At 62.7% G+C, this 23,626-nt stretch carries 17 protein-coding genes and 1 riboswitch; of the genes, 3 read left to right on the forward strand and 14 right to left on the reverse strand.

Going from position 1 to position 23,626, the window contains the following annotated elements:
• Positions 1–45: 45 nt before the first annotated feature.
• The 8 genes from Q8L50_RS14725 to Q8L50_RS14760 form a co-directional block, all read right to left on the reverse strand.
• A complete protein-coding gene (locus Q8L50_RS14725) occupies positions 46–486 on the reverse strand; it encodes a DsrE family protein (RefSeq protein WP_305349387.1) in 441 nt (146 codons plus the stop codon).
• A complete protein-coding gene (locus Q8L50_RS14730) occupies positions 483–1,961 on the reverse strand; it encodes an NAD-dependent succinate-semialdehyde dehydrogenase (protein WP_305349388.1) in 1,479 nt (492 codons plus the stop codon). Before Q8L50_RS14730 ends, Q8L50_RS14725 begins: the two co-directional genes overlap by 4 nt.
• A gap of 35 nt (positions 1,962–1,996) precedes the next feature.
• Positions 1,997–3,247 (reverse strand): 4-aminobutyrate--2-oxoglutarate transaminase, encoded by a 1,251-nt coding sequence (gene gabT, locus Q8L50_RS14735; protein WP_305349410.1) that lies wholly within the window; start codon positions 3,245–3,247, stop codon positions 1,997–1,999.
• Positions 3,248–3,287: 40 nt separating this feature from the next.
• Complete coding sequence (locus Q8L50_RS14740; RefSeq protein WP_370869809.1) at positions 3,288–4,742, reverse strand: gamma-aminobutyraldehyde dehydrogenase; 1,455 nt, start codon at positions 4,740–4,742, stop codon at positions 3,288–3,290.
• A gap of 57 nt (positions 4,743–4,799) precedes the next feature.
• Positions 4,800–5,630: an ABC transporter permease gene (locus tag Q8L50_RS14745; protein ID WP_305349389.1), complete on the reverse strand. Its 831-nt coding sequence runs from the start codon at positions 5,628–5,630 to the stop codon at positions 4,800–4,802.
• Positions 5,620–6,549 carry an ABC transporter permease gene (locus tag Q8L50_RS14750; protein ID WP_305349390.1) on the reverse strand — a complete coding sequence of 310 codons (930 nt, stop codon included), beginning with the start codon at positions 6,547–6,549 and terminating at the stop codon, positions 5,620–5,622. The genes Q8L50_RS14745 and Q8L50_RS14750 overlap by 11 nt, the downstream gene beginning before the upstream one ends.
• A gap of 14 nt (positions 6,550–6,563) precedes the next feature.
• The gene (locus Q8L50_RS14755) at positions 6,564–7,613 is read right to left on the reverse strand and encodes an ABC transporter ATP-binding protein (protein WP_305349391.1); all 1,050 of its coding nucleotides are present in this window, start codon (positions 7,611–7,613) and stop codon (positions 6,564–6,566) included.
• Between the two features lie 127 nt (positions 7,614–7,740).
• A complete protein-coding gene (locus tag Q8L50_RS14760; RefSeq protein ID WP_305349392.1) occupies positions 7,741–8,901 on the reverse strand; it encodes an ABC transporter substrate-binding protein in 1,161 nt (386 codons plus the stop codon).
• Positions 8,902–9,085: 184 nt separating this feature from the next.
• Between Q8L50_RS14760 and Q8L50_RS14765 the strand changes: the two genes are divergently transcribed.
• The gene (locus tag Q8L50_RS14765; RefSeq protein ID WP_305349393.1) at positions 9,086–10,003 is read left to right on the forward strand and encodes a LysR family transcriptional regulator; all 918 of its coding nucleotides are present in this window, start codon (positions 9,086–9,088) and stop codon (positions 10,001–10,003) included.
• Between the two features lie 24 nt (positions 10,004–10,027).
• The gene (gene alaS, locus Q8L50_RS14770) at positions 10,028–12,667 is read left to right on the forward strand and encodes an alanine--tRNA ligase (RefSeq protein ID WP_305349394.1); all 2,640 of its coding nucleotides are present in this window, start codon (positions 10,028–10,030) and stop codon (positions 12,665–12,667) included.
• Positions 12,668–12,835: 168 nt separating this feature from the next.
• Here alaS and Q8L50_RS14775 read toward each other — a convergent pair whose 3' ends face one another.
• From Q8L50_RS14775 to Q8L50_RS14795, 5 genes are all read right to left on the reverse strand, one after another.
• Positions 12,836–13,333 carry a 6,7-dimethyl-8-ribityllumazine synthase gene (locus Q8L50_RS14775; RefSeq protein WP_305349395.1) on the reverse strand — a complete coding sequence of 166 codons (498 nt, stop codon included), beginning with the start codon at positions 13,331–13,333 and terminating at the stop codon, positions 12,836–12,838.
• A gap of 100 nt (positions 13,334–13,433) precedes the next feature.
• A riboswitch (FMN riboswitch) is annotated at positions 13,434–13,589 on the reverse strand.
• A gap of 76 nt (positions 13,590–13,665) precedes the next feature.
• Positions 13,666–14,136: a RidA family protein gene (locus Q8L50_RS14780; RefSeq protein ID WP_305349396.1), complete on the reverse strand. Its 471-nt coding sequence runs from the start codon at positions 14,134–14,136 to the stop codon at positions 13,666–13,668.
• Positions 14,137–14,291: 155 nt separating this feature from the next.
• The gene (locus Q8L50_RS14785) at positions 14,292–15,236 is read right to left on the reverse strand and encodes a transglutaminase family protein (RefSeq protein WP_305349397.1); all 945 of its coding nucleotides are present in this window, start codon (positions 15,234–15,236) and stop codon (positions 14,292–14,294) included.
• Positions 15,237–15,269: 33 nt separating this feature from the next.
• Positions 15,270–18,074, reverse strand: a complete 2,805-nt coding sequence (locus Q8L50_RS14790) for a circularly permuted type 2 ATP-grasp protein (RefSeq protein WP_305349398.1) — start codon at positions 18,072–18,074, stop codon at positions 15,270–15,272.
• A 137-nt stretch (positions 18,075–18,211) separates the two neighbouring features.
• The gene (locus Q8L50_RS14795) at positions 18,212–18,862 is read right to left on the reverse strand and encodes a LysE family translocator (protein WP_305349399.1); all 651 of its coding nucleotides are present in this window, start codon (positions 18,860–18,862) and stop codon (positions 18,212–18,214) included.
• Between the two features lie 103 nt (positions 18,863–18,965).
• Here Q8L50_RS14795 and Q8L50_RS14800 point away from each other — a divergent pair, with 103 nt between their 5' ends.
• On the forward strand, positions 18,966–19,922 hold the full coding sequence (locus Q8L50_RS14800) for a YafY family protein (protein WP_305349400.1): 957 nt from the start codon (positions 18,966–18,968) through the stop codon (positions 19,920–19,922).
• On the opposite strand, the gene Q8L50_RS14805 is transcribed toward Q8L50_RS14800, so the two are convergent.
• Positions 19,903–23,517 (reverse strand): DUF2126 domain-containing protein, encoded by a 3,615-nt coding sequence (locus tag Q8L50_RS14805; protein WP_305349401.1) that lies wholly within the window; start codon positions 23,515–23,517, stop codon positions 19,903–19,905. The genes Q8L50_RS14800 and Q8L50_RS14805 overlap by 20 nt on opposite strands.
• Between the last annotated feature and the right edge of the window lie 109 nt (positions 23,518–23,626).

Raw genomic sequence — 23,626 nt, forward strand, 5'->3', positions numbered from 1 at the left:
GGCGATTGTAAAACCACCAGAACGGTGGTTGAAGGCAAAAGAAGCTCAAGGCCGCAAATAAGCCCAGCCTTCGCCCTGTTTTTTCATGATCTCGGTCACACCCGCCGGTACATAACTGATGGCGGGCAGCATGTCGTCTTTGGTGATTTTCTGGGCGCGCATGGTGTTTTCGCAGGCGACGACGCGTACATTGGCTTTCATCGCGTCGGCAACACGCGCACCGGTTGGCGATTCGAGCTTGAGCATGCCTATGCCGGGGCCGTAGGCGATGATGGCGATGTCCACGTTGGCGGCGCCCACGTCGTCTTGCACATTCTTCGCATTGTTCAATGCCAGGTTCCACTTGGCCGGGTCGTTGTCACTGACCTGAATCACCAGCTTGTGACGTTTTTGGGCTGTAGCCCCCGTCCCCTGTGCGCCAGCAGCTATCAAAAAAGTAGTGCCTGCAAACGCGATGCCGGCGTGGATAAAAAGTCTGCGCTTCATTTCAGCATGTCTCCCAGGCACAGGTATTTCATCTCCAGGTACTCTTCCATGCCGTGGCTGGAGCCCTCGCGACCCAGGCCCGACTGCTTGACGCCACCAAAAGGCACATGTTCGGTGGCGATCACGCCGGCATTGATGCCGACCATGCCGTATTCCAGCGCTTCGGCGACGCGGTAAATCCGGCCGATGTCGCGGCTGTAGAAGTAGCTGGCCAGGCCAAACTCGGTGTTGTTGGCTTCGTCAATCGCCTCCTGCTCATGCTTGAAGCGAAACACCGGCGCAAACGGGCCGAAGGTTTCTTCTTTGGCACACAGCATGTCGCCGGTGGCTTCGGAAATCACGGTGGGTTCAAAAAACTGGCCTTTGAGCTTGTGCCCACCGGCCAGCAACTTGCCGCCTTTGGCCAGTGCGTCTTCGACATGGCGCTGCACCTTGTCAACAGCGGCGTCTTCGATCAGCGGGCCTTGCACCACGCCGTCCTCAAAGCCATTGCCGACCTTGAGCAACTTGACCTTGGCCGCAAACTTTTCAACAAACTGATCGTATACGCCGTCCTGCACATAAATGCGGTTGGCGCAGACACAGGTCTGGCCAGCGTTGCGGTATTTGCTGGCCATCGCGCCTTCGACGGCCGAGTCGATGTCGGCATCGTCGAACACGAGGAAGGGTGCGTTGCCGCCCAACTCCAGCGAGAGTTTTTTGATCGACGGCGCGCTTTGTGCCATCAGGATGCGGCCCACCTCGGTGGAGCCGGTGAAGCTGATATGCCGCACCACGTCGCTGGCGCAGAACACCTTGCCGATGGCAATCGAGTTGTCGCTGTCGGCGGTCAGCACATTGAGCACACCGGACGGAATGCCAGCACGCAGGGCCAGCTCGGCAGCCGCCAGTGCAGTCAACGGTGTCAACTCCGCTGGTTTGATGACGACCGGGCAACCGGCGGCCAGCGCTGGCGCCACCTTGCGGGTGATCATGGCAAGGGGGAAATTCCAGGGCGTGATAGCGGCGCACACGCCGATGGGTTGCTTGAGCACCATCAAGCGGCGATTGTTGTCAAACTGCGGCAGCGTTTCGCCGTTGACGCGCTTGGCTTCTTCGGCAAACCATTCGACAAAACTGGCGCCGTAGGTCACCTCGCCCTTGGCCTCCGCAAAGGGCTTCCCCTGCTCGGCGGTCATGATGCGGCCCAGGTCCTCGACGTTGGCCATTAACAACTGGTACCACTTGAGCAGGATGGCGTGGCGTTCCTTGCCGGTCTTGCTGCGCCAGGCGGGCCAGGCGGCGTTGGCGGCAGCAATCGCGTCTTCAGCATCCTTGGTGCCCAGATTGGCCACGTCGGCCAGCTTCAGGCCGGTGGCCGGGTCGTTCACGTCAAAACGGGCGCTGCCCTTGACCCACTGGCCGTTGATCAGGGCGTCGGTCTTGAGCAGAGTGGGGTCTTTGAGCAGCGAAATCGGCGAGGTTTTCATGTCCATATCAGAGACTCCAGTTCGGGAAGCGTGATTTTGCCTCAAGTCCCGGTGAGAGCGGTCTCCAGCATGTCAAGGGCCTCCTCGAAGAGGGGCTGCTCAATCGTCAGCGGAAAGAGGAAGCGCAGCACGTTGCCGTCCATGCCGCAGGTCAGAAGGATCAGCCCCTGGGCCAGGGCGCGAGCCTGTACCTGCTTGGTGAAATCGGCGTCGGGGCGCCCGTCTGTATGGCGAAATTCAGCTGCCACCATGGCGCCCAGGCCGCGCACATCGGCCAGTTGTGGCACCCGGCTGCGAAGATCCCGCAGTCGTGCCTGGAGTTGATCGCCCAGCGCCTGACCGCGTGCGGGCAGACGCTCCTCGCGCATGATGTCGATGACGGCCAGCGCGGCGGCCACGGCCAGAGGGTTGCCGGCGTAGGTGCCGCCCAGTCCGCCTGGCGCTGGCGCGTCCATGATCTCTGCGCGCCCGGTAACAGCCGACAGCGTGAGGCCGGCGGCCAGCGACTTGGCAACGATCATGAGATCAGGCGCGATGCCCTGTCCGGCATAGTGGTCCATGGCAAAGAGCTTGCCGGTACGGCCGAAGCCGGTCTGCACTTCGTCGGCAATCATCAGAATGTCGTGCGCGTTGCAAAGTTCACGCAGCCAGCGCACTGCCTCAGGAAGGATGATGTTGAAGCCTCCCTCGCCCTGCACCGGCTCGTAGATAAAGGCCGCCACGCGGCCCGGTTCTATGTCGTGCTTGAACAGATATTCCACCGCCTTGCGCGCCTCGACCAGGGTGGCAGCGTCACAGGGGAAGGGCACATGGTAGATCTCTGGCGGCATGGGGCCAAAGGCGTTTTTGTAGGGCGTGACCTTGCCGGTTAGCGCCACCGCGTAGAGGCTGCGCCCGTGGAAGGCGCCGCCAAAGGCAATGACTCCGCTGCGGCCGGTAGCAGCGCGCGCGATCTTTATGGCGTTTTCCACCGCTTCAGCGCCGGTCGAAAACAAGGCCGTTTTCTTCGCGTGGTTGCCAGGGGTGAGGTCATTGAGCTTTTCGGCCAGGGCCACATAACTCTCGTAAGGTACGACCTGGTAGCAGGTGTGGGTGAAGCGCTCCAGTTGCGCCTGCACGGCGGCCACAACCCTGGGGTGGCGGTGACCTGTGTTGAGCACCGCGATGCCGCCAGCAAAGTCGATGTAGCGCCGGCCTTCGATGTCCCAGAGCTCGGCGTTGCTCGCACGATCGGCAAAGAAAGTACCCATGACACCGACGCCGCGCGGTGTGGCGGCGGCTTTGCGGGCCATCAAGGATTCGTTGGCGGACTGTTTCACCGTTTCTCCTTGTTCAGAGTCTGACCATCACATGCCGGGCCACCGTGTAGTCCTCCAGCGCATACATGGACATGTCCTTGCCATAGCCGGACGACTTCAGTCCGCCATGCGGCATCTCGTTGACCAGCATGAAGTGGGTGTTGATCCAGGTGCAGCCATATTGCAACTGTTTGGCCACACGCATGGCGCGACCCACATCCTGGGTCCAGACGCTGGACGCCAGGCCGTATTCGGAGTCGTTGGCCCATCCCACCACCTGGGCGTCGTCCGTGAAGCGGGTGACGGAAACGACAGGACCGAACACTTCGCGCTGCACTATTTCGTCGTCTTGCCGCGCGCCTGCAATCACAGTGGGCTCGTAGAAGAAGCCATTGCCCTGGCGCAGCTTGCCGCCGGTGGTGATTTCCATGTGGCCGGCCATCTGGGCGCGTTCCACAAAACTGGCCACGCGGTTACGCTGCCGGTCGGAGATCAACGGGCCCAGCTCGACGCCGTCTTCGTCCTGGCCCCCCATCTTGAGTGTGGAGACGGCGGAAGTCAGATCGGCCACCAGCCGGTCGTAAATTTTCGGGCCTGCGTAGATGCGGCAGGCGGCGGTGCAGTCCTGCCCGGCGTTGTAATAGCCAAAGGTACGCACGCCGGCAACCACTTCATCCACGTTGGCGTCGTCGAACACGATGACCGGCGCCTTGCCCCCGAGTTCCAGATGGGTGCGTTTGAGCGTGCCTGCAGCTGCCTGCAGGATTTTGCGACCGGTCGAGACATCGCCGGTGACCGACACCATGCGCACCTGGGGGTGTTCGACCAAGGGTTGGCCCACGCTCGCCCCCCGGCCACAGACCACGTTGAGAACGCCCCGGGGCAGGATGTCGGTGGCCAGTCGGGCAAACAGCAAAGCGGTCAGGGGCGTCTGTTCACTGGGCTTGAGCACCACCGTGTTGCCCGCCGCGAGCGCGGGGGCGGTCTTCCAGGCGGCCATCATCAGCGGGTAGTTCCATGGCGCGATGGAAGCGACGACGCCTACCGGATCGCGCCGGATCATGCTGGTGTGGCCGCTGAGGTATTCGCCAGCGAGGGTGCCGGTCATGCAGCGGGTGGCACCGGCGAAGTAGCGGAAGCAGTCGGCAATTGCTGGAATTTCATCGCCAAGAGCGCGTGCATAAGGCTTGCCGCAGTTCAGCGATTCAAGACGGGCAAACTGTTCCGCATTGGCTTCAATCACATCGGCCAACTTCAGCAGCAATCCGGCGCGCTCCCCCGGCGTGGTTTGGGACCAGGTCGTGAAAGCCCGGCTGGCTGCGGAAACGGCCCGGTTTACCTGCTCTTGCGAGGCCTCGGCCACAAGGCACAGTACCTCGCCAGTGGCCGGGTTGAGAATGGGCTCGTCCGCCCCTTCGCCCTTGACCAGTTGGTGGTCAATCAAAAGGTCGGTGGGGAACAGCATGCTGGTTTCGGTGGGGTGTCCCATGGTCTTGGCTCCTAGTGGCGGATCTGGATAAACAGCGGGTTCTGGGTAACGGAAAATTCAGCGGCCTTGACTGTCTTCGCCGGACCGGGTCAGCCAGTACGCGGCCACGATGGGGATGAAAGTCAGGCCTATCATGATCACCGCCACCACATTGGTCACCGGGCGCTGGCGCGGTCGGATCAGCTCCTGGAGCATCCAGATCGGCAACGTGGTTTGCTGGCCGGCGGTAAAGGTGGTAACGATGACTTCATCAAAGCTCAGGGCAAAAGCCAGCAGGCCACCCGCTAGCAGCGCGGAACCGAGTTGGGGCAGCAACACGTAGCGGAAGGTCTGGAACACATTGGCGCCCAGATCCATGGAAGCTTCCAGCAGGGAAGGGCTGATGCGCCTGAGTCGGGCCACCGCGTTGTTGTAAACCACCACCACGCAAAAGGTGGCGTGTCCTATCACGATGGTCCAGAAACTGAACGGGATGTCCATGCCGTGGTACGCCGAGCGCAGCGCAATGCCGGTGATGACGCCGGGCAGCGCGATGGGCAGTATCAGCAGCAGATTGATGGCCTCACGACCGAAAAACTGCGTACGGGCCAGGGCGCCGGCCGCCAGCGTGCCCAGCACCATGGCGATGCCGGTTGCGCACAGCGCGATCTGGAAAGAGAGCTTCATCGCGTCCCAGACATCCTGGCGTTCCAGGGCCACTGCAAACCACTGGGTGGTCAGCCCCGGCGGGGGAAAGACGTAGCTTTTGTCCTCGCTGCTGAAGGCGTACAGGATGATGAAGGCCAGCGGTATGTGCAGAAACAGCACGCCGGCCCAGGTCGCGACCTTCAGGCCCAGGGAGGCGCCCCGGATGGAGCTGACAGTTTTTAACGCAGCGTCAGAGCGCATCAAAGGCTCCCTTGCGTTTGGCCAGCCACAGATACACACCAATGATGGCTATCGGTACCAGGGAGAAAGCGGCTGCAAACGGCAGATTGCCGGCCACGCCCTGCTGGCGATACACCACCTGCCCGATGTACAACGTGGAGTTGCCGATGACCTGCGGAATGATGTAGTCCCCCAGCGTCAGCGAAAAGGTGAAGATCGATCCGGCGGCGACCCCCGGCATGGCCAGCGGAAAAATAACCTGGCGAAACGTCTGCGCAGGGCTGGCGCCGAGATCGGCCGACGCTTCGAGGTAGGAGCCCGGGATACGTTCTATCGCAGCCAGTATCGGCAAAATCATGAAGGGCAGCCACATGTAGACAAAAACGATGAAGGTACCCAGGGGAGAAAAGCTCAGCGAACTCCCGCCCAGTACGGGCATGGCCAGCAGGCCATCAAGCAGCCACTGCAGGTGCAGGTTCTGCGCCAACCAGGAGATGGCTCCCTCTTTGGCCAGCAGGAGTTTCCAGGCGTACAGGCGAACCAGGTAGCTGGACCACAGCGGCAACATGACGGCCACGTAGAGCAGCGCCTTCTGCGATCCGCGGGCATGGCGTGCCATGTAGAAGGCGATCGGAAAACCGATCACGGCGCAAGCCAGCGTGACCAGAACGGCCATGGTCGTGCTGCGCAGGGCTACATCGAGATTGGTGGGCGTGAAGATCTCGACAAAATTGTCCAGTCCGACTTCACGAACCACTTGGCCGGTGAAGTCATCGAGGCGGAAAAAACTGTTGGCGAGCAGGCTGAACAGCGAGCCCAGGTAAACGACGCCAAACCACGCCAGCGGTGGCGTCAGCAGCAGCGCCAGCAGCAGGCCGCGCCGCGTGTACAGCAGGTTGGACAGCTGGTTGGCCAGCTTTTGGCGCGCGGTATGGGCCATGACACCAGCGTTCATCATGCGGGCAGCGCACGCACAGCGGCGTCTTCAATCGGGTGCGCCGCCGCGTCGTCCCAAAACAATTGCGCGGCGTCACCGCTTTGTGGCGCCCGCAGCGCGGTGTTGACAGGCACATCGACCAGCAGCGGCTCACCCGCCTGCGGGCATTGCACGCTCACGCGCCAGAAGGAGCCAAAGAACTGCACATCCCGCACGACGCCAAGGACTCGGGCTGGCGTTCCCTCAGACGCCGGAGTTCCGAGTTCAAGTCGAATCTGCTCGGGGCGGATCATGACGGCCCCGTTGCGCGCGCTCCCCGGGACGTGCTGACTTTGCAATACGTTGGCGGTGCCGACAAACTCCGCGACGAAGCGGGTGGCCGGGCGGTTGTACAGATCGGCAGGGGTGGCGATTTGCTCCAGCCGGCCTTTGTTGAACACGCCAATGCGGTCACTCATCGACAGCGCCTCATGCTGGTCGTGGGTGACGAAAATAAAGGTGATGCCGAGCTTTCTCTGCAGGCTTTTGAGCTCACCTTGCATCTGCTCGCGCAGCTTGAGGTCCAGTGCGCCCAGGGGTTCGTCGAGCAGCAGAACCTTGGGCTCGCTGATCAGCGCACGCGCCAGTGCAATGCGTTGGCGTTGACCACCCGAAAGTTGGGCCGGCTTGCGCTGCGCGACCTCGGGCAACTGCACCATCTCCAGCAGGGTCATGGCACGGCGTTCCCGGGTGCTGCGATCGACGCCGCGAACCATCAGGCTGTAGGCCACGTTGTCCAATATCGACATGTGCGGAAACAGCGCGTAGTCCTGGAAGACGGTGTTGACCGGCCGCAGGTACGGGGGGTGCTGGCTGACCTCTGCACCGTCGATGAAGATGCTGCCGCTGCTGGGCAAGGTAAAGCCGCCAATCATGCGCAGGCAGGTGGTCTTGCCAGATCCCGAAGGCCCAAGCAAGGTGAAGAACTCGCCACCTTGCACGTCAAGACTGACGTTGGCTACCGCGTGAACTGATTTGCCTGCCGAGCGGAAGACGCACGATACGTCGCACAAACTGACTGCTGCCATTCGGTGCAGACTTTCAATAGGGGGTGAAATCCAACATCCTCTGGCACAGCCCGCGGGCGATGCCAGAGGCCCGAAAAACCAGCTGGCTCACCGATGATGAATCAAGGGCGAGCCGCGTGAGCGCCTGTCAGCGACCACCGAGGATGGCGATGAAGTCTGACACCCACTTGTGATAGGGGACGCACTGGTTGTTTTGTGTCTTGCACATGGATGTCGGTGTCTTCCAGAAGGAGATGCGCTCAAAATCCTTGTAGCCCTGACGGTCGCAGCCGGTGTCGCCCAGCAGCGCATTGCCCTTGCAGGCGGCCGGCACCGCGGGCACCGACCCGAACCAGGCCGACAGATCCCCCTGGAGTTTCGGATTGAGGGAGTGCTCCAGCCACATATAGGCGCAGTTGGGGTTTTTGGCGTCGGCGTGCATCATGGTGGAGTCGGCCCACCCCGTGGCGCCCTCCGTGGGAACCACCGTGGCCACAGGCACTTTCTTGGATCCCAGGATGTTGGCCTGGAACTGCCAGCTGCCTGATGCCACCACACCCTCGTTGGTGAAGTCGTCGATCTGCACAAACGCGTCGTGCCAGTACTTTCCTACAAGCTTGCGTTGGCCGCGCAGAAGCTCGAGGGCCGCCTTGTACTGGGCCTCATTGAGTTCGTAGGGGTCCTTGATACCCAATGCCGGGTTTTTCTTCATCAGATACAGGGCGGCGTCGGCAATGTAGATCGGTCCGTCGAAGGCCTGAACGCGGCCCTTGTTGCTTTTGCCGTCTGGCAGGGTCTGCTCTTCAAACACCACGCTCCAGCTGGTGGGCTTTTTGTCACCGAACACCTTGGTGTTGTACATCAGCACGTTCCAGCCCCACTGGTAAGGCACGCCATAGTGGGTGTTGCCCTCAAAATGCCAGGGCGCTTTCTGCAGCCGGGGGTCGATATTTTTGTAGCTCGGAATCAAGCCCACATTGATGGGCTGAACCTTTTTGCCCCGGATCAGCCGGGTGGTGGCGTCGCCCGAAGCCGTGACAAGGTCAAACCCTCCTTCGTTCATCAGCGCCACCATCTCGTCGGAGGTGCCTGCGGTCTTCACGTTGACCTTGCAGCCAGAGGCTTTCTCGAAGCCGGTCACCCAATCGAACTTCTTGTCGGTGGCGCCGCGCTCGATGTAACCCGCCCAGGCCACGATGTCTACCCGTCCTTCTCCCTTGCCCAGTTTTTGCAGTGGCTGCGCGGCCAGGCTGGCGCTGCCGATTGCCAGAAAGCCCATTGCAACCACTCCATTTGTCAGGAATTTCATTGATGCACTCCAATCAGGTTGATCGATTCCAGCAGGGCTGGGCCCTTCGCCCGATGCAAAAAGCCACGCCAATGTAGTCTTGACACCCGGGCCTGCAAAGTTCAATATTCGCAGCTTGGGCCATCTGAAAAACAGATAGCAAGGGTAAACCCCCGATTTTTAGTACCGTCACCGCGCCACCCAGATGCAGCGACACATCACTTTGAAGCAGTTTCGCTATTTCCTCGCGGTGTCGGAAATGGCTTCGGTGGCTGCGGCCGCGCGCATGATCAACATCGCCCAGTCGGCGGTCACCAAAAGCATCCAGGAGATAGAGGAGTCCCTGGGCGTCGCCCTGTTTGAACGTTCCTCCCGGGGCATGGTGCTGACGCAGGCGGGGCATCGATTTCAGGCCAGCGCACGCAAGGTCATATCGGCGGTGGCCGAAGCCGGGATGTTGGGGCGGGAACGCGCAGAAGCCCTGACCGGCAGCCTGACCATCGGTGTGACCAGTCTGGTGGCGGGTTATTACCTGGCGGACCTGTTTGCGCGTTTTCAGCGCTCCCATCCGTCGGTGAGAATTTCAGTGGTCGAGGATTCGCCGCAGTTTCTCGAACACCTGCTGATCAACGGCGAGGTCGATCTGGCCATCATGGTCTCCAACACCTTGGGCGATCCGCAGGCGCTTGTGGTGGAGGTCCTGACCAGCTCACCGAACCGGGTGTGGCTGGCGTCCAGCCATCCCCTGGCTGAGCGGGCCGAACTGACATTGTCCGAATGTGCCGCGCATCAACACATTGTTCTGGAAGCGGATCGCATAGAAAACGTGCTTCGCACGGTCTGGTCGCGCTACGGCATGCGCCCTGAAGTCACCATGCGAACCTCTTCGCTGGAGGCGGTGCGCTCCCTGGTGGGCGTGGGTGCCGGCATTGCCTTGCTGCCCGACTTCCTGTACCGCCCATGGACGCTGGATGCCGAGCACATCGAGGTGCGCAGCCTGCGGGATGCGGTTCCTAGCATCGATATAGGCCTGGTGTGGCGGCGCGGGTCGAACATCCGCGACGTGGTGTCCGAGTTTATTGAACTCGCTCGCGAGCAGTCCCATGCGGGGCGCAGCCGCTGAATTGCCCAAAACTATAATCTGGTGATGAGTACACACATTTCCGGCGCTCCCGTTTTCACCGTCGCCGACATTCGCAAGTCTTTTCTCGACTTTTTCGCGTCCAAGGGCCACAGCGTGGTGCCGTCCAGCTCCCTTGTGCCGGGCAATGACCCGACGCTGATGTTCACCAACTCCGGCATGGTGCAGTTCAAGGACGTGTTTCTGGGCACCGACAAGCGTTCCTATGTGCGCGCGGCGTCGGTGCAGGCCTGCCTGCGTGCCGGTGGCAAACACAACGATCTGGAAAACGTCGGCTACACCGCGCGGCACCACACCTTCTTCGAAATGCTGGGTAACTGGAGTTTTGGCGATTATTTCAAGCGCGAATCACTGAAGTGGGGCTGGGAGTTATTGACCGAGGTCTACAAACTGCCGCCAGAGCGTCTGCTGGCTACCGTTTATGAAGAAGACGACGAAGCCTACGACATCTGGACCAAGGAAATTGGTCTGCCGCCCGAACGTGTGATCCGCATCGGCGACAACAAGGGCGGGCGTTACGCCAGCGACAACTTCTGGATGATGGCCGACACAGGCCCCTGCGGCCCGTGCAGCGAGATTTTTTACGACCATGGGCCGCATATCCCCGGTGGCCCGCCCGGCAGCCCTGACGAGGACGGCGACCGTTTTATTGAAATCTGGAACCATGTTTTCATGCAGTTCGACATGCAGCCCGATGGCTCGGTCAGGCCGCTGCCGGCGCCGTGCGTGGACACGGGCATGGGGCTGGAGCGCCTGGCCGCCATCCTGCAACATGTGCACAGCAACTACGAAATTGACATTTTCGATGCGCTGATCAAGGCCGCCTCACGCGAGACCGGTGAAAAAGACCTGAACCACAAAAGCCTGCGTGTGATTGCCGACCATATCCGCGCCACCGCTTTTCTGGTCAGCGATGGCGTCAATCCGTCCAATGAAGGGCGCGGTTACGTACAGCGCCGCATCATCCGCCGCGCGATCCGGCATGGCTACAAGCTTGGCAAGAAGACACCGTTTTTTCACAAACTGGTGCCCGATCTGGTCACACTGATGGGGGCGGCGTATCCGCGTCTGGCCTCGCAGGCGGCGCGCATCACCGATGTGCTGGGGGTTGAGGAAGAGCGCTTTTTTGAGACGCTGGAAATCGGCATGACGATTCTTGATACGGCGCTGGCTGGTGGGGCCAAGGTACTTCCGGGTGAAGTGGCCTTCAAACTGCATGACACCTATGGCTTTCCGCTTGACCTGTCGGCCGACGTGTGCCGTGAGCGGGGTGTAGAGGTGGATGAGGCGGGTTTTCGCGCCGCCATGGACAAGCAGAAAGACCAGGCGCGCTCTGCCGGCAAGTTCAAGATGGACCGTGCGCTGGAATACACGGGTGAAGGCCACGCTTTTACTGGCTATACCTTGCTGGAAGAACCGGCCAAAGTGGTGGCGCTGTATGCCGATGGTGCGGCCGTCCAGGCGCTCCATGCAGGCCAAAGCGGGGTGGTGGTATTGAACACCACGCCGTTTTATGCCGAGAGTGGCGGACAGATAGGTGACCAGGGGCGCCTCACTGCAACTGGCGCAAGCTTTACCGTAGACGACACGCTGAAGATCAAGGCCGATGTGTTTGGCCACCACGGCACGCAGGTCGAAGGCACGCTCAAGGTCGGCGACGCGGTGAGCGCCCAGGTCGATACCGCAGTACGCGCCGCCACCGTGCGCAACCACAGCGCCACCCACTTGATGCACAAGGCCTTGCGCGAAGTGCTGGGCGACCATGTGCAGCAAAAGGGCTCGCTGGTCGATGCAGAAAAAACCCGCTTTGACTTTGCGCACAACGCGCCGGTCACCGATGCGCAGATCCGCGAGATCGAAGCCCGCGTCAACGCCGAGATCCTCGCCAACGCCGCAACCGACGCCAGCGTGATGGACATGGAGGCCGCCCAGAAAACCGGCGCCATGATGCTGTTCGGTGAAAAATATGGCGACGAAGTAAGGGTGCTGAGCATAGGTTCGAGCAAGGAACTGTGCGGCGGAACCCATGTGGCTCGCACCGGCGATATCGGCTTTTTCACCATCACCGCCGAAGGTGGCGTGGCGGCCGGTGTGCGGCGCATCGAGGCCGTCACCGGCCTGGCCGCGCTGAGCTATGTGCAGGCCATGGAGTCCACCCTGGGTGGCGTGGCCGGAACGCTGAAGGTGACGCCGCATGAGGTGCCTGCCCGTGTCAGCGGCTTGCTGGAACAGATGCGTGATCTGGAAAAAGAGCTGACGGCCATCAAAGGCAAACTGGCGTCGGCGCAGGGCGACGAACTGATGTCCCAGGCGGTTGATGTGAAGGGCCTCAAGGTGCTGGCGGCCCGGCTGGAAGGCGCAGACGCCAAGACCTTGCGCGAGACCATGGACAAACTCAAGGACAAGCTCAAGACGGCGGTCATCGTGCTGGCGGCGGTGGACGGCGACAAGGTGCAGATCGCAGCGGGCGTCACCGCCGACAGCGTGGGCAGGGTCAAGGCCGGCGAACTGGTCAACTTTGTGGCCCAGCAGGTGGGTGGTAAAGGCGGCGGCAAGGCCGACATGGCCATGGCTGGCGGTACCGATGCGTCCAAACTCGGCGACGCGTTGAAGTCCGTCCAGGCTTGGGTGGGTGAGCGTGCCTGAACTAATTTGCTATTAAATCAGTAGCTGCCCGCGCATATCTCTAAAGGGCTGGCGGCACTTTTTTCTTGTAAGTTGATGCCGCAATCCGGCGCGCTGCCTTATCGCACAACAGCGTGGTGACCGGTACCGGGTTGCGCCCACTGTTGGCTTGTGCCTTGCGGTAGAAACTCAAGCTGCTGCAAGGCCCTGAACCTGCCGCAAACTTGCCACCGTGCGCAGACAGGCCTGGGCGACCTCCGTGCCCTTGATGACAAAGTGCTCGCTGAAAAAGCGCTGGTGTTCTTCGTGGGCATGAAAATGCTGCGGCGTCAGAACGGCTGAAAAAATTGGCACGCCCGTGTCGAGCTGCACCCGCATCAGTCCGCTGATCACGGCATCGGCGACAAACTCGTGGCGGTAGATGCCGCCGTCGGCCACCAGGCCGCAGGCGACGATGGCGGTGTATCGGCCAGAGCGCGCAAGCTGTTGTGCATGTAGAGGAATCTCGAAGGCGCCAGCGACCTCGACCAGATCAATGTCCTGCCGCGTCACGCCATGCCGGGCCATTTCTGCCAGAAACGCATCGCGGGCCTGGTTGACGATGTCGGCATGCCAGCTGGCCTGGATGAAGCAGAACCGGTCCGGCCGCTGCGGCAGGGGGCTGATTGGGGGTTTTGGCTGGCTCATGGGTTCTCCTGAAAACGGTCACCGAAATTCAGGGCGCACGAGTCTTTGGCCCACAGGCGGGCTGGCACGCAGGCACCAGCCCACGGCGGGGCCATGGACGTCGCGCTCTCTTTCATCCGGACTGTGACCGTCGGCTTCGGAGTTGAACCGAATCTGCTGACCCCGGCTTGCCAGAAGCAGGCCGGGCGCTCGCGGGCTGATGCGTTAACACGCAAACACCGCCGGTGGGGAATTTCACCCCGCCCTGAGAACGCTTGCCTCCGATGAGGGAGGCAAATTTATTTTAAGAGAGACAGACGCATGCCGCTGTCGCGCGGCTGACGCTGCCGCGCTCAGGCCAGCTCGGCAATCAGCTCAATCTCTACGCAAGCACCCATCGGGATTTGCGCCACGCCAAACGCGCTGCGGGCATGGCTGCCGGCCGCACCGAAGACTTCGCCAAACAGCTCGCTGGCGCCGTTGGTCACCAGATGTTGCTCGGTGAAGTCGCCGGTGGAGTTGACCAGGCTCATCAGCTTGACGATGCGTTTGATCTTGCCCAGATCGCCCACAGCCGCATGCAGGGTGCCCATCAGGTCAATGGCAATCGCGCGTGCGGCAGCCTTGCCTTCTTCGGTGGCCATGTTTTTGCCCAACTGGCCTACCCAGGCTTTGCCGTCTTTTTTGGCGATGTGGCCAGACAGGAAAACCAGTTTTCCGGTTTGTACAAAAGGCACATACGCCGCTGCGGGTACAGCGACCGGTGGCAGGCTGATGCCCAGTTTCTGGAGTGTGTCGTAGATGGGGCCGGTGGGGTGTGTCATGAAGTGCTCCTGAATAGAACAGACTAAGGTTTGGAAGAGAATATGCCTTCAGTCCATAACTGACGGGCGTAAGCAGCTATCAAATAAGTAGCAAATGAGGTCTGCCAATGGGGTAATTCTAAACGGCGCGCCACAATCCGTCGGCCCCGGCGTGTTCAGTCCAGCTCAGGCAGCTTGTCAATCGGCATCACGGTGACCGCCACCTCCAGCACATGGTGTGCGCCGCCGCGTATCACGCCGCGCATCGGCGAGACGTCCAGAAAATCACGGCCAATGGCCAGCGTGACATAGTCTTCGCCGGGCGCGCGGTTGTTGGTCGGGTCGAAATCCAGCCAGAGCCCGGGGCTTTGCCCGTCTGCCAGCGCCATGCCGCGGGCTTTGCTTTCCACCGGGCAATAGACCGAGGCCCAGGCGTGGGATGCATCGCTGCCGATCAAGCGGGGCTGGCCAGGGGCGGGCGTGGTCAGCAGATAGCCGCTGACATAACGTGCCGGGACACCCATGGCGCGGCAGCAGGCAACCATGATGTGCGCAAAGTCCTGGCAGACACCTTTGCCCGCCTGCAGCGCCTCCAGCGCGGGGGTGCCGACTTCGGTGCTGTCGCTTTCATAGGTCATGGCCTCGTGAATGCGTTCCATCAGGTCGTGGGCTGCTTCTGGCAACCGTCGGCCAGGGACAAAGCTGGGGCGGGCAAATTCTGCAAACGCATCGTCACGCGGCACGTAGGGCGATGCAAACACAAACTCGCAGGCGCTGTCGTAAGCACCACCGGCCTGGTAGCGAAACTGCGCGCACACAGACTCCCACGGCAGACCAGGCTCTGCATCCTGAGGCGCCGCGTTGAGTGCCAGTGTCGAGACAATGCTGTCGGCGCGAACGGTCAGCTTGTCGTGCGGGCCCTGCAGCGAAAAGTAGCTGCGGGTGTTGCCATACACATCCGTCAACTCCTGCACCCGTGCGGGCTGCGGGCTGATGCTCAGGCTGTGGCGCAGCAGCTGCTGGCCTGCGTGGCTGGCCGGTTTGAGGTGAAGCACATGGTGTGCGCTCTCCACCGTGGGGGTGTAGGCATAGTGCGTTTCGTGAACAAGGTGAAGCAACATGGGGAAAGGGGAAATCAATGCACAGGGCGGCGCTCAGGCACCCAGACTGTGCTCGTCCTGGGCGACGTGGCTGAAATAGCGGCGGCTGAGGATGTCGGACAGATCGAAAGCGGCGTCGCAGCAGCACTCCAACTGCTCCAGCAGGCTGGCATACGGCTGGTCTTGCGCTGCGCCAGCAGCCGGTTGACACAGCTCGCTCAGGTTCCAGCTGCCGGGGTCTGGCAGGGACTGCGTCAGGTCGGGGATCGCCTGCGCATGGCCTGACGTGTTCTCGGCCAGCCGGGCCAGCCGACCGCGCAGCGTCTGGGTGACCCAGCCGAGCGAGCGTGGGTTGTCGCGGTCCAGCACCAGCAGATCGAGCAGCGCCGGTATGTCGCGCTGCTGCTGGTACTGGGCATGAAAGGTGATGGTGCTGTCGAACAGCGCAAGCATGGCACCAAAACCGCCTTCGTCATGGACCGCACCGGTCTCAAAACCAAGCATCAGCGCGGCAGACAGGGTATTCAGACGCTCGATATGACGGCCCGTGCTGAGCAGGCGCCAGCCGTCGTCACGGCTCATGCGGTCGGTCTGTGCGCCGGTCATGGCGGCCAGGAAACCGCTGGCGGATTCCAGCGCTGCCAGCGCCTCGACCGACGAATATTCAAGGGCCTGCGAGGCCGGGTGCTCGGGCCCGCTGAAGCTTTCGCAGCGTGAGAAGAAGTCTGCCTCGGCCTGCATGATGACGTGCCACTGCTCCTGGGACAGCCTCTCGCGCACCGCCGAGGCTGCACCTTTGAGTGCACGCAGGCTGTAACCCACACTGGCGGCCTGATCGGTGTCGGCCAGGCTGGCAATCAGCGAACGCTCAAACACGCGCCGCGCCTGCGTAGCGGCGGGCACGCTGTCCATCACCAGGCCGTTTTTGACCGCCATCCCGGACAGCCAGGCCAGCAGCGGTTGCGAAGACTGGTCTTCGCCATTGAGCGATTGCAGCGTCAACTGGGCCATGCGGATGGCGTTTTCGGTGCGCTCGGTGTAGCGGCCCAGCCAGAAGAGGTTTTCGGCTGCGCGGCTGGTCACGGCGGGTTTGTGCCGGTGGCGGGTCCAGTCCTGCGGCGCGGCGCCGGGTTCGGCCCCGGCGGGCGCCGCCGGCGCGGTGTGGGACGCGCTCGCGGAGGCTGTGCCGGCAGTCGGGGAAGTCAAGGAAGGTTTGGCAGCCACCCAGACATCGGCGCTGCTGCCGCCTTGCTGCATGGACGCAATTTTGGCGTTGACGCCAGCCAGCCGCGCCAGGCCGCCGGGCAACACCTGCCAGGAGCCGCTGCCGTCGGCCACTGCAAAAACCCGCAGCATGGTCGAACGCGGCGCAATGCGCTGCCCCTGCCAGGTGGGTGTTTGGGACAGTGGCAGGTAAGCCTGTACGGTGTAGTCTTCGCTGCGCCGGACCAGACGGCCGGCCCACTCATCAAGCTCGCGGCTGGTCAACGTCTGCGCAATCACGGAGCTGCTGCCAGCGCTGGGATAGGTGGCCTTGATGACACACTCTTTCAGGCGCGGCAGCACCGATTGCAGGGAGGCCTGCTCACCGCACCACCAGGTGGCCAGCGATGGCATGGCCAGCGGCTGGTCCAGCAAGTGGCGCGACAGCGCTGGCAAAAAGCCCAGCAGCGCGCTGGATTCCAGAAAAGCCGAACCCGGCGTGTTGCTCACCAGCACATTGCCGGCGCGTATTGCCTGCAGCAGGCCGGGCACCCCCAGGGTGGAATCCGAACGCAACTCCAGCGGGTCCAGAAACTCGTCATCCAGGCGTTTGAGCACGCCATGCACCGGCTCCAGCCCTTGCAGGGTCTTGAGATACAGCTTGTCGTCGCGCACCAGCAGATCGCTGCCTTCAACCAGTGTCAGGCCCAGGTAACGTGCCAGGTAGGCGTGTTCAAAATAGGTCTCGTTGTACGGCCCCGGCGTCAGCAGCACAATGCGGCTTTCCTCGCCATTGCGCCGCGCCGGGCTGGCCACTTTCATGCCGTCTATCAACGCCTTGTACGAGGCCGCCAGGCGCTGCACCTTGAGCTCGCGAAAGGCTTCGGGGAACAGCCGCGAGATCGCCAGACGGTTTTCCAGCAGATAACCCAGCCCGGAAGGTGCCTGGGTGCGCTGCGACACCACCCACCAGCGCCCATCGGGGCCGCGGGCCAGATCGAAAGCGGCAATGTGCAAAAAGCCGCCGGTCGGCTGCACGCCGTGCATGGCGCGCAGATAGCCCGGGTGGCCTTGCACCAGCGCGGCAGGCAAGAGGCCTTGCGCGAGCAGCTGTTGCGGGCCATACACGTCGGCCATGATGCATTCGAGCAATTGCGCGCGCTGCCGCACACCGGTCTCGATCTGCGCCCAGTCCTGCACCGACAGAATCAGCGGAAACAGGTCCAGCGACCAGGGGCGCTGCGGCCCGTTGGCGTCGGCATAAACGTTGTAGGTCACGCCGTTGTCGCGGATCTGGCGCTGCAGGTTGGTTTTGCGATGGTTCAGATCTTCAAAACCGTCGCCGCCCAGAAAATTGAAAAATCGTGTCCATTCTGGCGACAGGCTCGCAGGGCCAGGGGGGGTGGGGGCTGCGTCGGGCACAGCTGCCGCAACTGGAGCTGCTGTTGTGGCAGCGGTGGCGCCACCCGCCAGTTGCAGTGCCGGCAGGGTCTGGCTCTGGCTTTGCGTTTGGCTGGTCAGCGGCGCGGCCCTGTCCAGGGTACGCCCATGCAACTCGTCAAAATGACCAGCCGCCCCAGGCAGAGCCAAGGCGAGCGCCAGGTCGCCGGGCGCTTCCAGCGCAGCAGCTGCAAAAAGTGAGTCCTTGTATTCCACGTTGGCAAGAGTATGCCTTCATGTGCGGCCCAGGAGCCGCAGCCGACCCTGCATCCCGCTGCAGCGACCACTTGGCGCGGCGCGTGTGGCGGGCATAAGACACAGGCGGCAAGCCTGGCCTGCAGCTGTACCCGCCCCTAGAGCGCCTGCCAGGCGCTCCATGCAGTCCAGGATGCAGCCAGTATCAGTACACCGCCCACCGCCTGGCCCAGTCGCACTTGCGAGCGTGGGTTGTGACGCAGCCAGTCTTTCACGTGAGCGGCGCCCAGCGCAATGGCGCCGTATACCGTACCTTGGGTCAAGGCGATGATCAGGCCCAGCACCACAGCCTGCAGCCAGATGGGTCCGTAGGAAGGGCGCAGGAACTGCGGAAACACCGCCAGCATGAACATATAGGCCTTGGGGTTCAGCAGGCAGGTCAGCGCCGCGCGCCCGAAGGTGGCTGACAGGCTACGGGAGCGGGCGTCGCCGATTTCTCCCAGCGCTGTAGCGCCGCGCCAGAGGGACAGGCCCATCCAGCCGATGTACAGCGTCCCGACCAGCAGCATGGCCTGAAAGGCCAGCGGGAATATCGCCAGAATGGCGCCCACACCGATGGCGCCCAGCACCACATGCACAGCACCGCCCGCCATGGTGCCGGCCACCGCGGAGAGGCCGGAGCGGCGGCCGTCCACCAATGAGCTGGCCATGACAAAAGCCATGTCCAGGCCGGGCAACACGATGATGCCGAACACCATCACAAAAAACAGCCACAAGTGGCTGGTCTGGGTCAGGGCCAGAGTGTCCATGTCTTCCTTTTTGCTGCGTTGGGATGCCGAACTGACACCAAGGTCTGCAATGTAGGGGTCAATCAGGGCGATATCAGTCCTGATTAAGTTTTAAACTGACCCCATGTATTCACCTACGACGCGTGTGCTGACGGTGCTGGAGCTGCTGCAAAGCCATGGGCGCATGAGCGGCGCCGAGCTGGCGCGGCGGTTGGAGGTGGACGGCCGCACCCTGCGCCGCTATATCGCCAAGCTGGAAGACCTGGGGATTCCGGTGGTGGCCGAGCGGGGCCGGTATGGCTGCTACAGCCTGATGGCCGGGTTCAAGCTGCCACCCATGATGTTTACCGACGATGAGGCGCTGGCTTTGTCCATCGGCCTGGTGGCTGCGCGAGGCTTGGGCCTGGCGGAAGCAGCGCCAGCGGTGCAAAGCGCGCAAGCCAAGCTGGAGCGCGTGATGCCGCGCAATCTTCAGCAGCGCAGCCGCGCCCTGGCCGAAACGGTGCGGCTGGACCTGGCCCAATCGGTCGCGCCTGGTGACAACACGGCCCTGCTGGCCCTGAGCATGGCGGCCCACGGCTGGCAACGTGTGCATCTGGCTTACCGCTCGGGCGATGGCGAGACGACGGAGCGGGATCTGGACCCTTATGGCCTGGCGCATCGGGGGGGGCGCTGGTACGTGGTGGGCATGTGCCACCTGCGTCAGGGCCTGCGCTCATTCCGGCTGGACCGGGTGCTGCAGGTACGGGCGCTCAACGTGGTATTTACACCGCCCGTCGACTTCAATGCTGTGCACTACCTGGCGCGTGGCATGGCCACTTTGCCGCGCGCTTTCAGCATCCAGGTGCTGCTGCACGCGCCGCTGGAAAGTGCGCAGGTCGAGCTGTTTGACGGGGTCGGTGTCTTTCAGCCCTGTGACGGCGGGGTGCTGCTGCACGCCCAGGCCGATGACTTGCACTGGTTTGCTCGGCAACTGGCCCGGCTGTCGTTTGACTTCGAGATTCGCGAGCCGCCGGCGCTGCGGGCAGCCTTGCGGGACTGCCTGGAGCGCCTGCGCCCGCTCAGCGCAGATCCAGCGTGAACGGAAACTCGCGGCTCGGTTGCGCAGGCTGGACCCGGATTTTGCCCGGCGTGTGACCCATCTGGAAGAAGCGGTTCAGGCGCCGGCTCTCGGCCTCATAGGAGTTGACCGGCAGTGTGTCGTAACTGAGGCCGCCCGGATGCGCCACGTGGTACTGGCAGCCGCCCAGCGAGCGCTCCATCCAGGTGTCGACGATGTCAAACGTCAGCGGCGCATGCACACCAATCGACGGGTGCAGGGCCGAGGGCGGGTTCCAGGCCTTGTAACGCACGCCGGCCACGTACTCACCGACCGTGCCGGTGTTTTGCAACGGCAGCGCACGGCCGTTGGCGGTGATGACGTAGCGGTTGTCGTTGAGGCCGGTGACATGCACCTCGACCCGTTCCAGCGACGAATCGACATACCGCACGGTGCCGCCGGACGAGCCTTCTTCGCCCATCACATGCCAGGGCTCTAGCGCGCTGCGCAGGGTCAGTTCGATGCTGTTGGCTTTGACCTGGCCAATCATCGGGAAGCGGAACTCGAAATGGGGCTCAAACCAGGCCATGTCAAAGCCGTAACCGGCCTCGTTGAGCTCGGTCAGTACGTCGGCAAAGTCCTGGCGCACAAAGCCGGGCAGCAAAAAGCGGTCGTGCAGCTCGGTGCCCCAGCGCGTCATGCGGCCGTGGTAGGGCTTGTTCCAGAAACGCGCGACCAGCGCGCGCAGCAGCAGTTGCTGCACGATGCTCATGCGGGCGTGCGGCGGCATTTCGAACGCTCGCAATTCCAGCAGGCCGAGCCGACCGGTGGCGGAGTCGGGAGAATACATCTTGTCGATGCAGAACTCGCTGCGGTGTGTGTTGCCGGTGACGTCCACCAGGATGTTGCGCAGCGTACGGTCCACAATCCACGGCGGCATCTTTTCACCGTATTTCTCCCGATTCGCAGAAATCTCGCGCAGCGCGATTTCCAGCTCGTACAGCTGGTCGTTGCGCGCCTCGTCAATCCTTGGGGCCTGGCTGGTCGGGCCGATGAACATCCCCGAGAACAGATAACTCAGCGAGGGGTGGTTGTGCCAGTAGGCGATCAGGCTACCCAGCATTTCCGGTTTGCGCAAAAACGGGCTGTCGGGTGGTGTGGCGCCGCCCAGCACAAAGTGGTTGCCGCCGCCGGTGCCGGTGTGGCGGCCATCGGTCATGAATTTTTCAGCCGACAGGCGCGTCTCGTGCGCGATCTTGTAGAGGAACTCGGTGTGTTCGACCAGCTCGTTCCAGTTGTAGGCCGGGTGGATGTTGACTTCGATCACGCCGGGGTCGGGGGTGACCTGCAGCATCTTCAGGCGCGGATCGCGCGGCGGCGGGTAACCTTCGAGCACGATCTGCAGGCCCAGTGCTTGCGCACTCGCCTCGACGGCGGCCAGCAGGTCCAGATAGTCTTCCAGGCGCTCCAGCGGCGGCATGAAGATGTACAGGGCGCCGGTTTCAGGCTTGGCGCCTTTTTCCTTCGGTGCGGCTTTTGGCTTGTCCTGGGGCCCGTTGGCGCGGTTCGGGTCGCGCACCTCGACGCACAGCGCGGTGCGGGTCAGCCATGCAGCGGACTCGCCGGCCTTGGGCATGCGCGCCGAGGGATCGGCCGGCGCAGGTGCAGGTGCCGCAGGGGCTGCCGACGGGAGACCCGCTTTTGCGCCCTGGTCAAAGCGCACATCCACACTGGATGTGGTGTTCCTGAACTGCATCAGGCGGCTCGCTTCATTGCGCGAACCGTTGCCCGTCATGTAGCGCGCCATGTACTGTGCCAGCATGCTGGCACTGCTGTGCCGGGCGCCGGCAACGGGTGCAGAAACGGCGGGTTCGACCGGCGCTGGCACCGGCTGGCTGCGTGCCGTGTTGTAGCGTTCGGCAAGCGTGTGTGCAGGCGGCAATTCCTCGCGCGGCGCGAAGGGGTCGGCCTCGGTCATGTAAGGGTAGTCGGTCTTGGAGACCCAGGGCACCGAGTCCAGCGGCAGGCGGTAACCCATGGGCGAGTCGCCCGGCATCAAATACATGCGTTCGTCGCGGAAGAACCAGGGGCCGGTGGACCATTGCGGGCCTTGGCCTTTCGCACTTTCTTCACGCACTTTCAGCGGCAACACATAACCGACCACCGCGTCCAGCCCCTGCGAGAACACCCGGCGCAGGCGCGCGCGCTCCATCGCGTCGTCGAGCTTGGTGTCAAACGGGTCCACGTTGACCGGTAGCCGACGCTCGCGCCACAGGTAGTACCAGGTGTCTTCGTAGCCCGGCGTGATGTGTTTGGCGGACAGACCCAGCTTGCCGGCCAGGGTGTCGGTAAACCGTTTGGCGTCCGCGCTGGTGTAGCTGCAGGGCTTTCGTTCGTCGGTGAAGAGGGCCGGGTTCTGCCAGACCGGCTGACCGTCCTTGCGCCAGAAAATGCTCAGCGCCCAGCGCGGCAACTGCTCGCCCGGGTACCACTTGCCCTGGCCAAAATGCAGAAAGCCGCCTTCGCCGTATTCGGCGCGCAGCTTTTGCACCAGTTCCGTCGCGTAGCCGCGTTTGGTGGGGCCAAGCGCATCGATGTTCCATTCGGCCGCGTCGCGGTCTTGTGTGGCCACAAAGGTCGGCTCGCCGCCCATGGTCAGGCGCACATCGCCGGCCAGCAGGTCCTGATCGACCTGGTGGCCGAGCTTGAGCACGTCGGCCCACAGGGCGTCGGTGTAGGGTTGGGTCACGCGCGGTGATTCGTAAATACGTTGCACCCCCATGTGGTGGGCGAACTCGACTTCGCTTTCATCGACGCCACCTTCAATCGGCGCCGCGCTGGATGGCTCGGGTGTACAGGCCAGCGGAATGTGGCCTTCGCCGGCCATCAGGCCCGAGGTCGGGTCCAGCCCGACCCAGCCGGCGCCGGGCAGGAACACCTCACACCAGGCGTGCAGGTCGGTGAAGTCGGTTTCGGCGCCGCTCGGGCCGTCGAGCGACTTGACGTCCGCCTTGAGCTGGATCAGGTAACCCGAGACAAAACGCGCGGCCAGACCGAGATGGCGGAACAGCTGCACCATCAGCCAGCCGGTGTCGCGGCAGGAGCCAACGGCGAGCTTGAGGGTTTCTTCGGGGGTCTGCACGCCGGGCTCCATGCGGATCGCGTATTTGATGTCGCCCTGCAGCTTTTGATTGAGCCCGACCAGGAAATCGATGGTGCGTTTTGGCGTGCGGTCCACGCTGTCCAGGTAGGCCTTGAGCAGCGGCGTGGCAGGCTCGGTGGCCAGGTAGGGCGCCAGCTCACGCGCCTGGTCTTTGCTGTATCTGAAAGGAAACTCCTCAGCGTCGGGTTCGAGGAAAAAATCAAACGGGTTGAACACCGCCATTTCAACGACCAGATCGACCGTGACCTTGAACTCCCGCGTCGGCTCCGGGAACACGAGACGCGCCTGGTAATTGGCAAAAGGGTCTTGCTGCCAGTTGATGAAGTGGCCCGCGGGTTCAATCGTGAGCGAGTAAGACAGCACCTTGGTGCGGCTGTGCGGCGCCGGGCGCAAGCGGACGACCTGGGGGCCGAGGCGCACCAGGCGGTCGTACTTGTAGTGGGTGATATGGCTCAGTGCAACATGGATGGACAAGGCGGTCTCACTTTTCGAATATTTCAGGGCTGACCTTGGCACTATGCCGCAGAAACAGCGTGCTGATGGCCGACGACGGTTGAAAAACGGTTTTAATGCGCTCAACCCA

It is taken from the genome of Polaromonas sp., assembly GCF_030680935.1.
GTDB lineage: Bacteria > Pseudomonadota > Gammaproteobacteria > Burkholderiales > Burkholderiaceae_C > Polaromonas.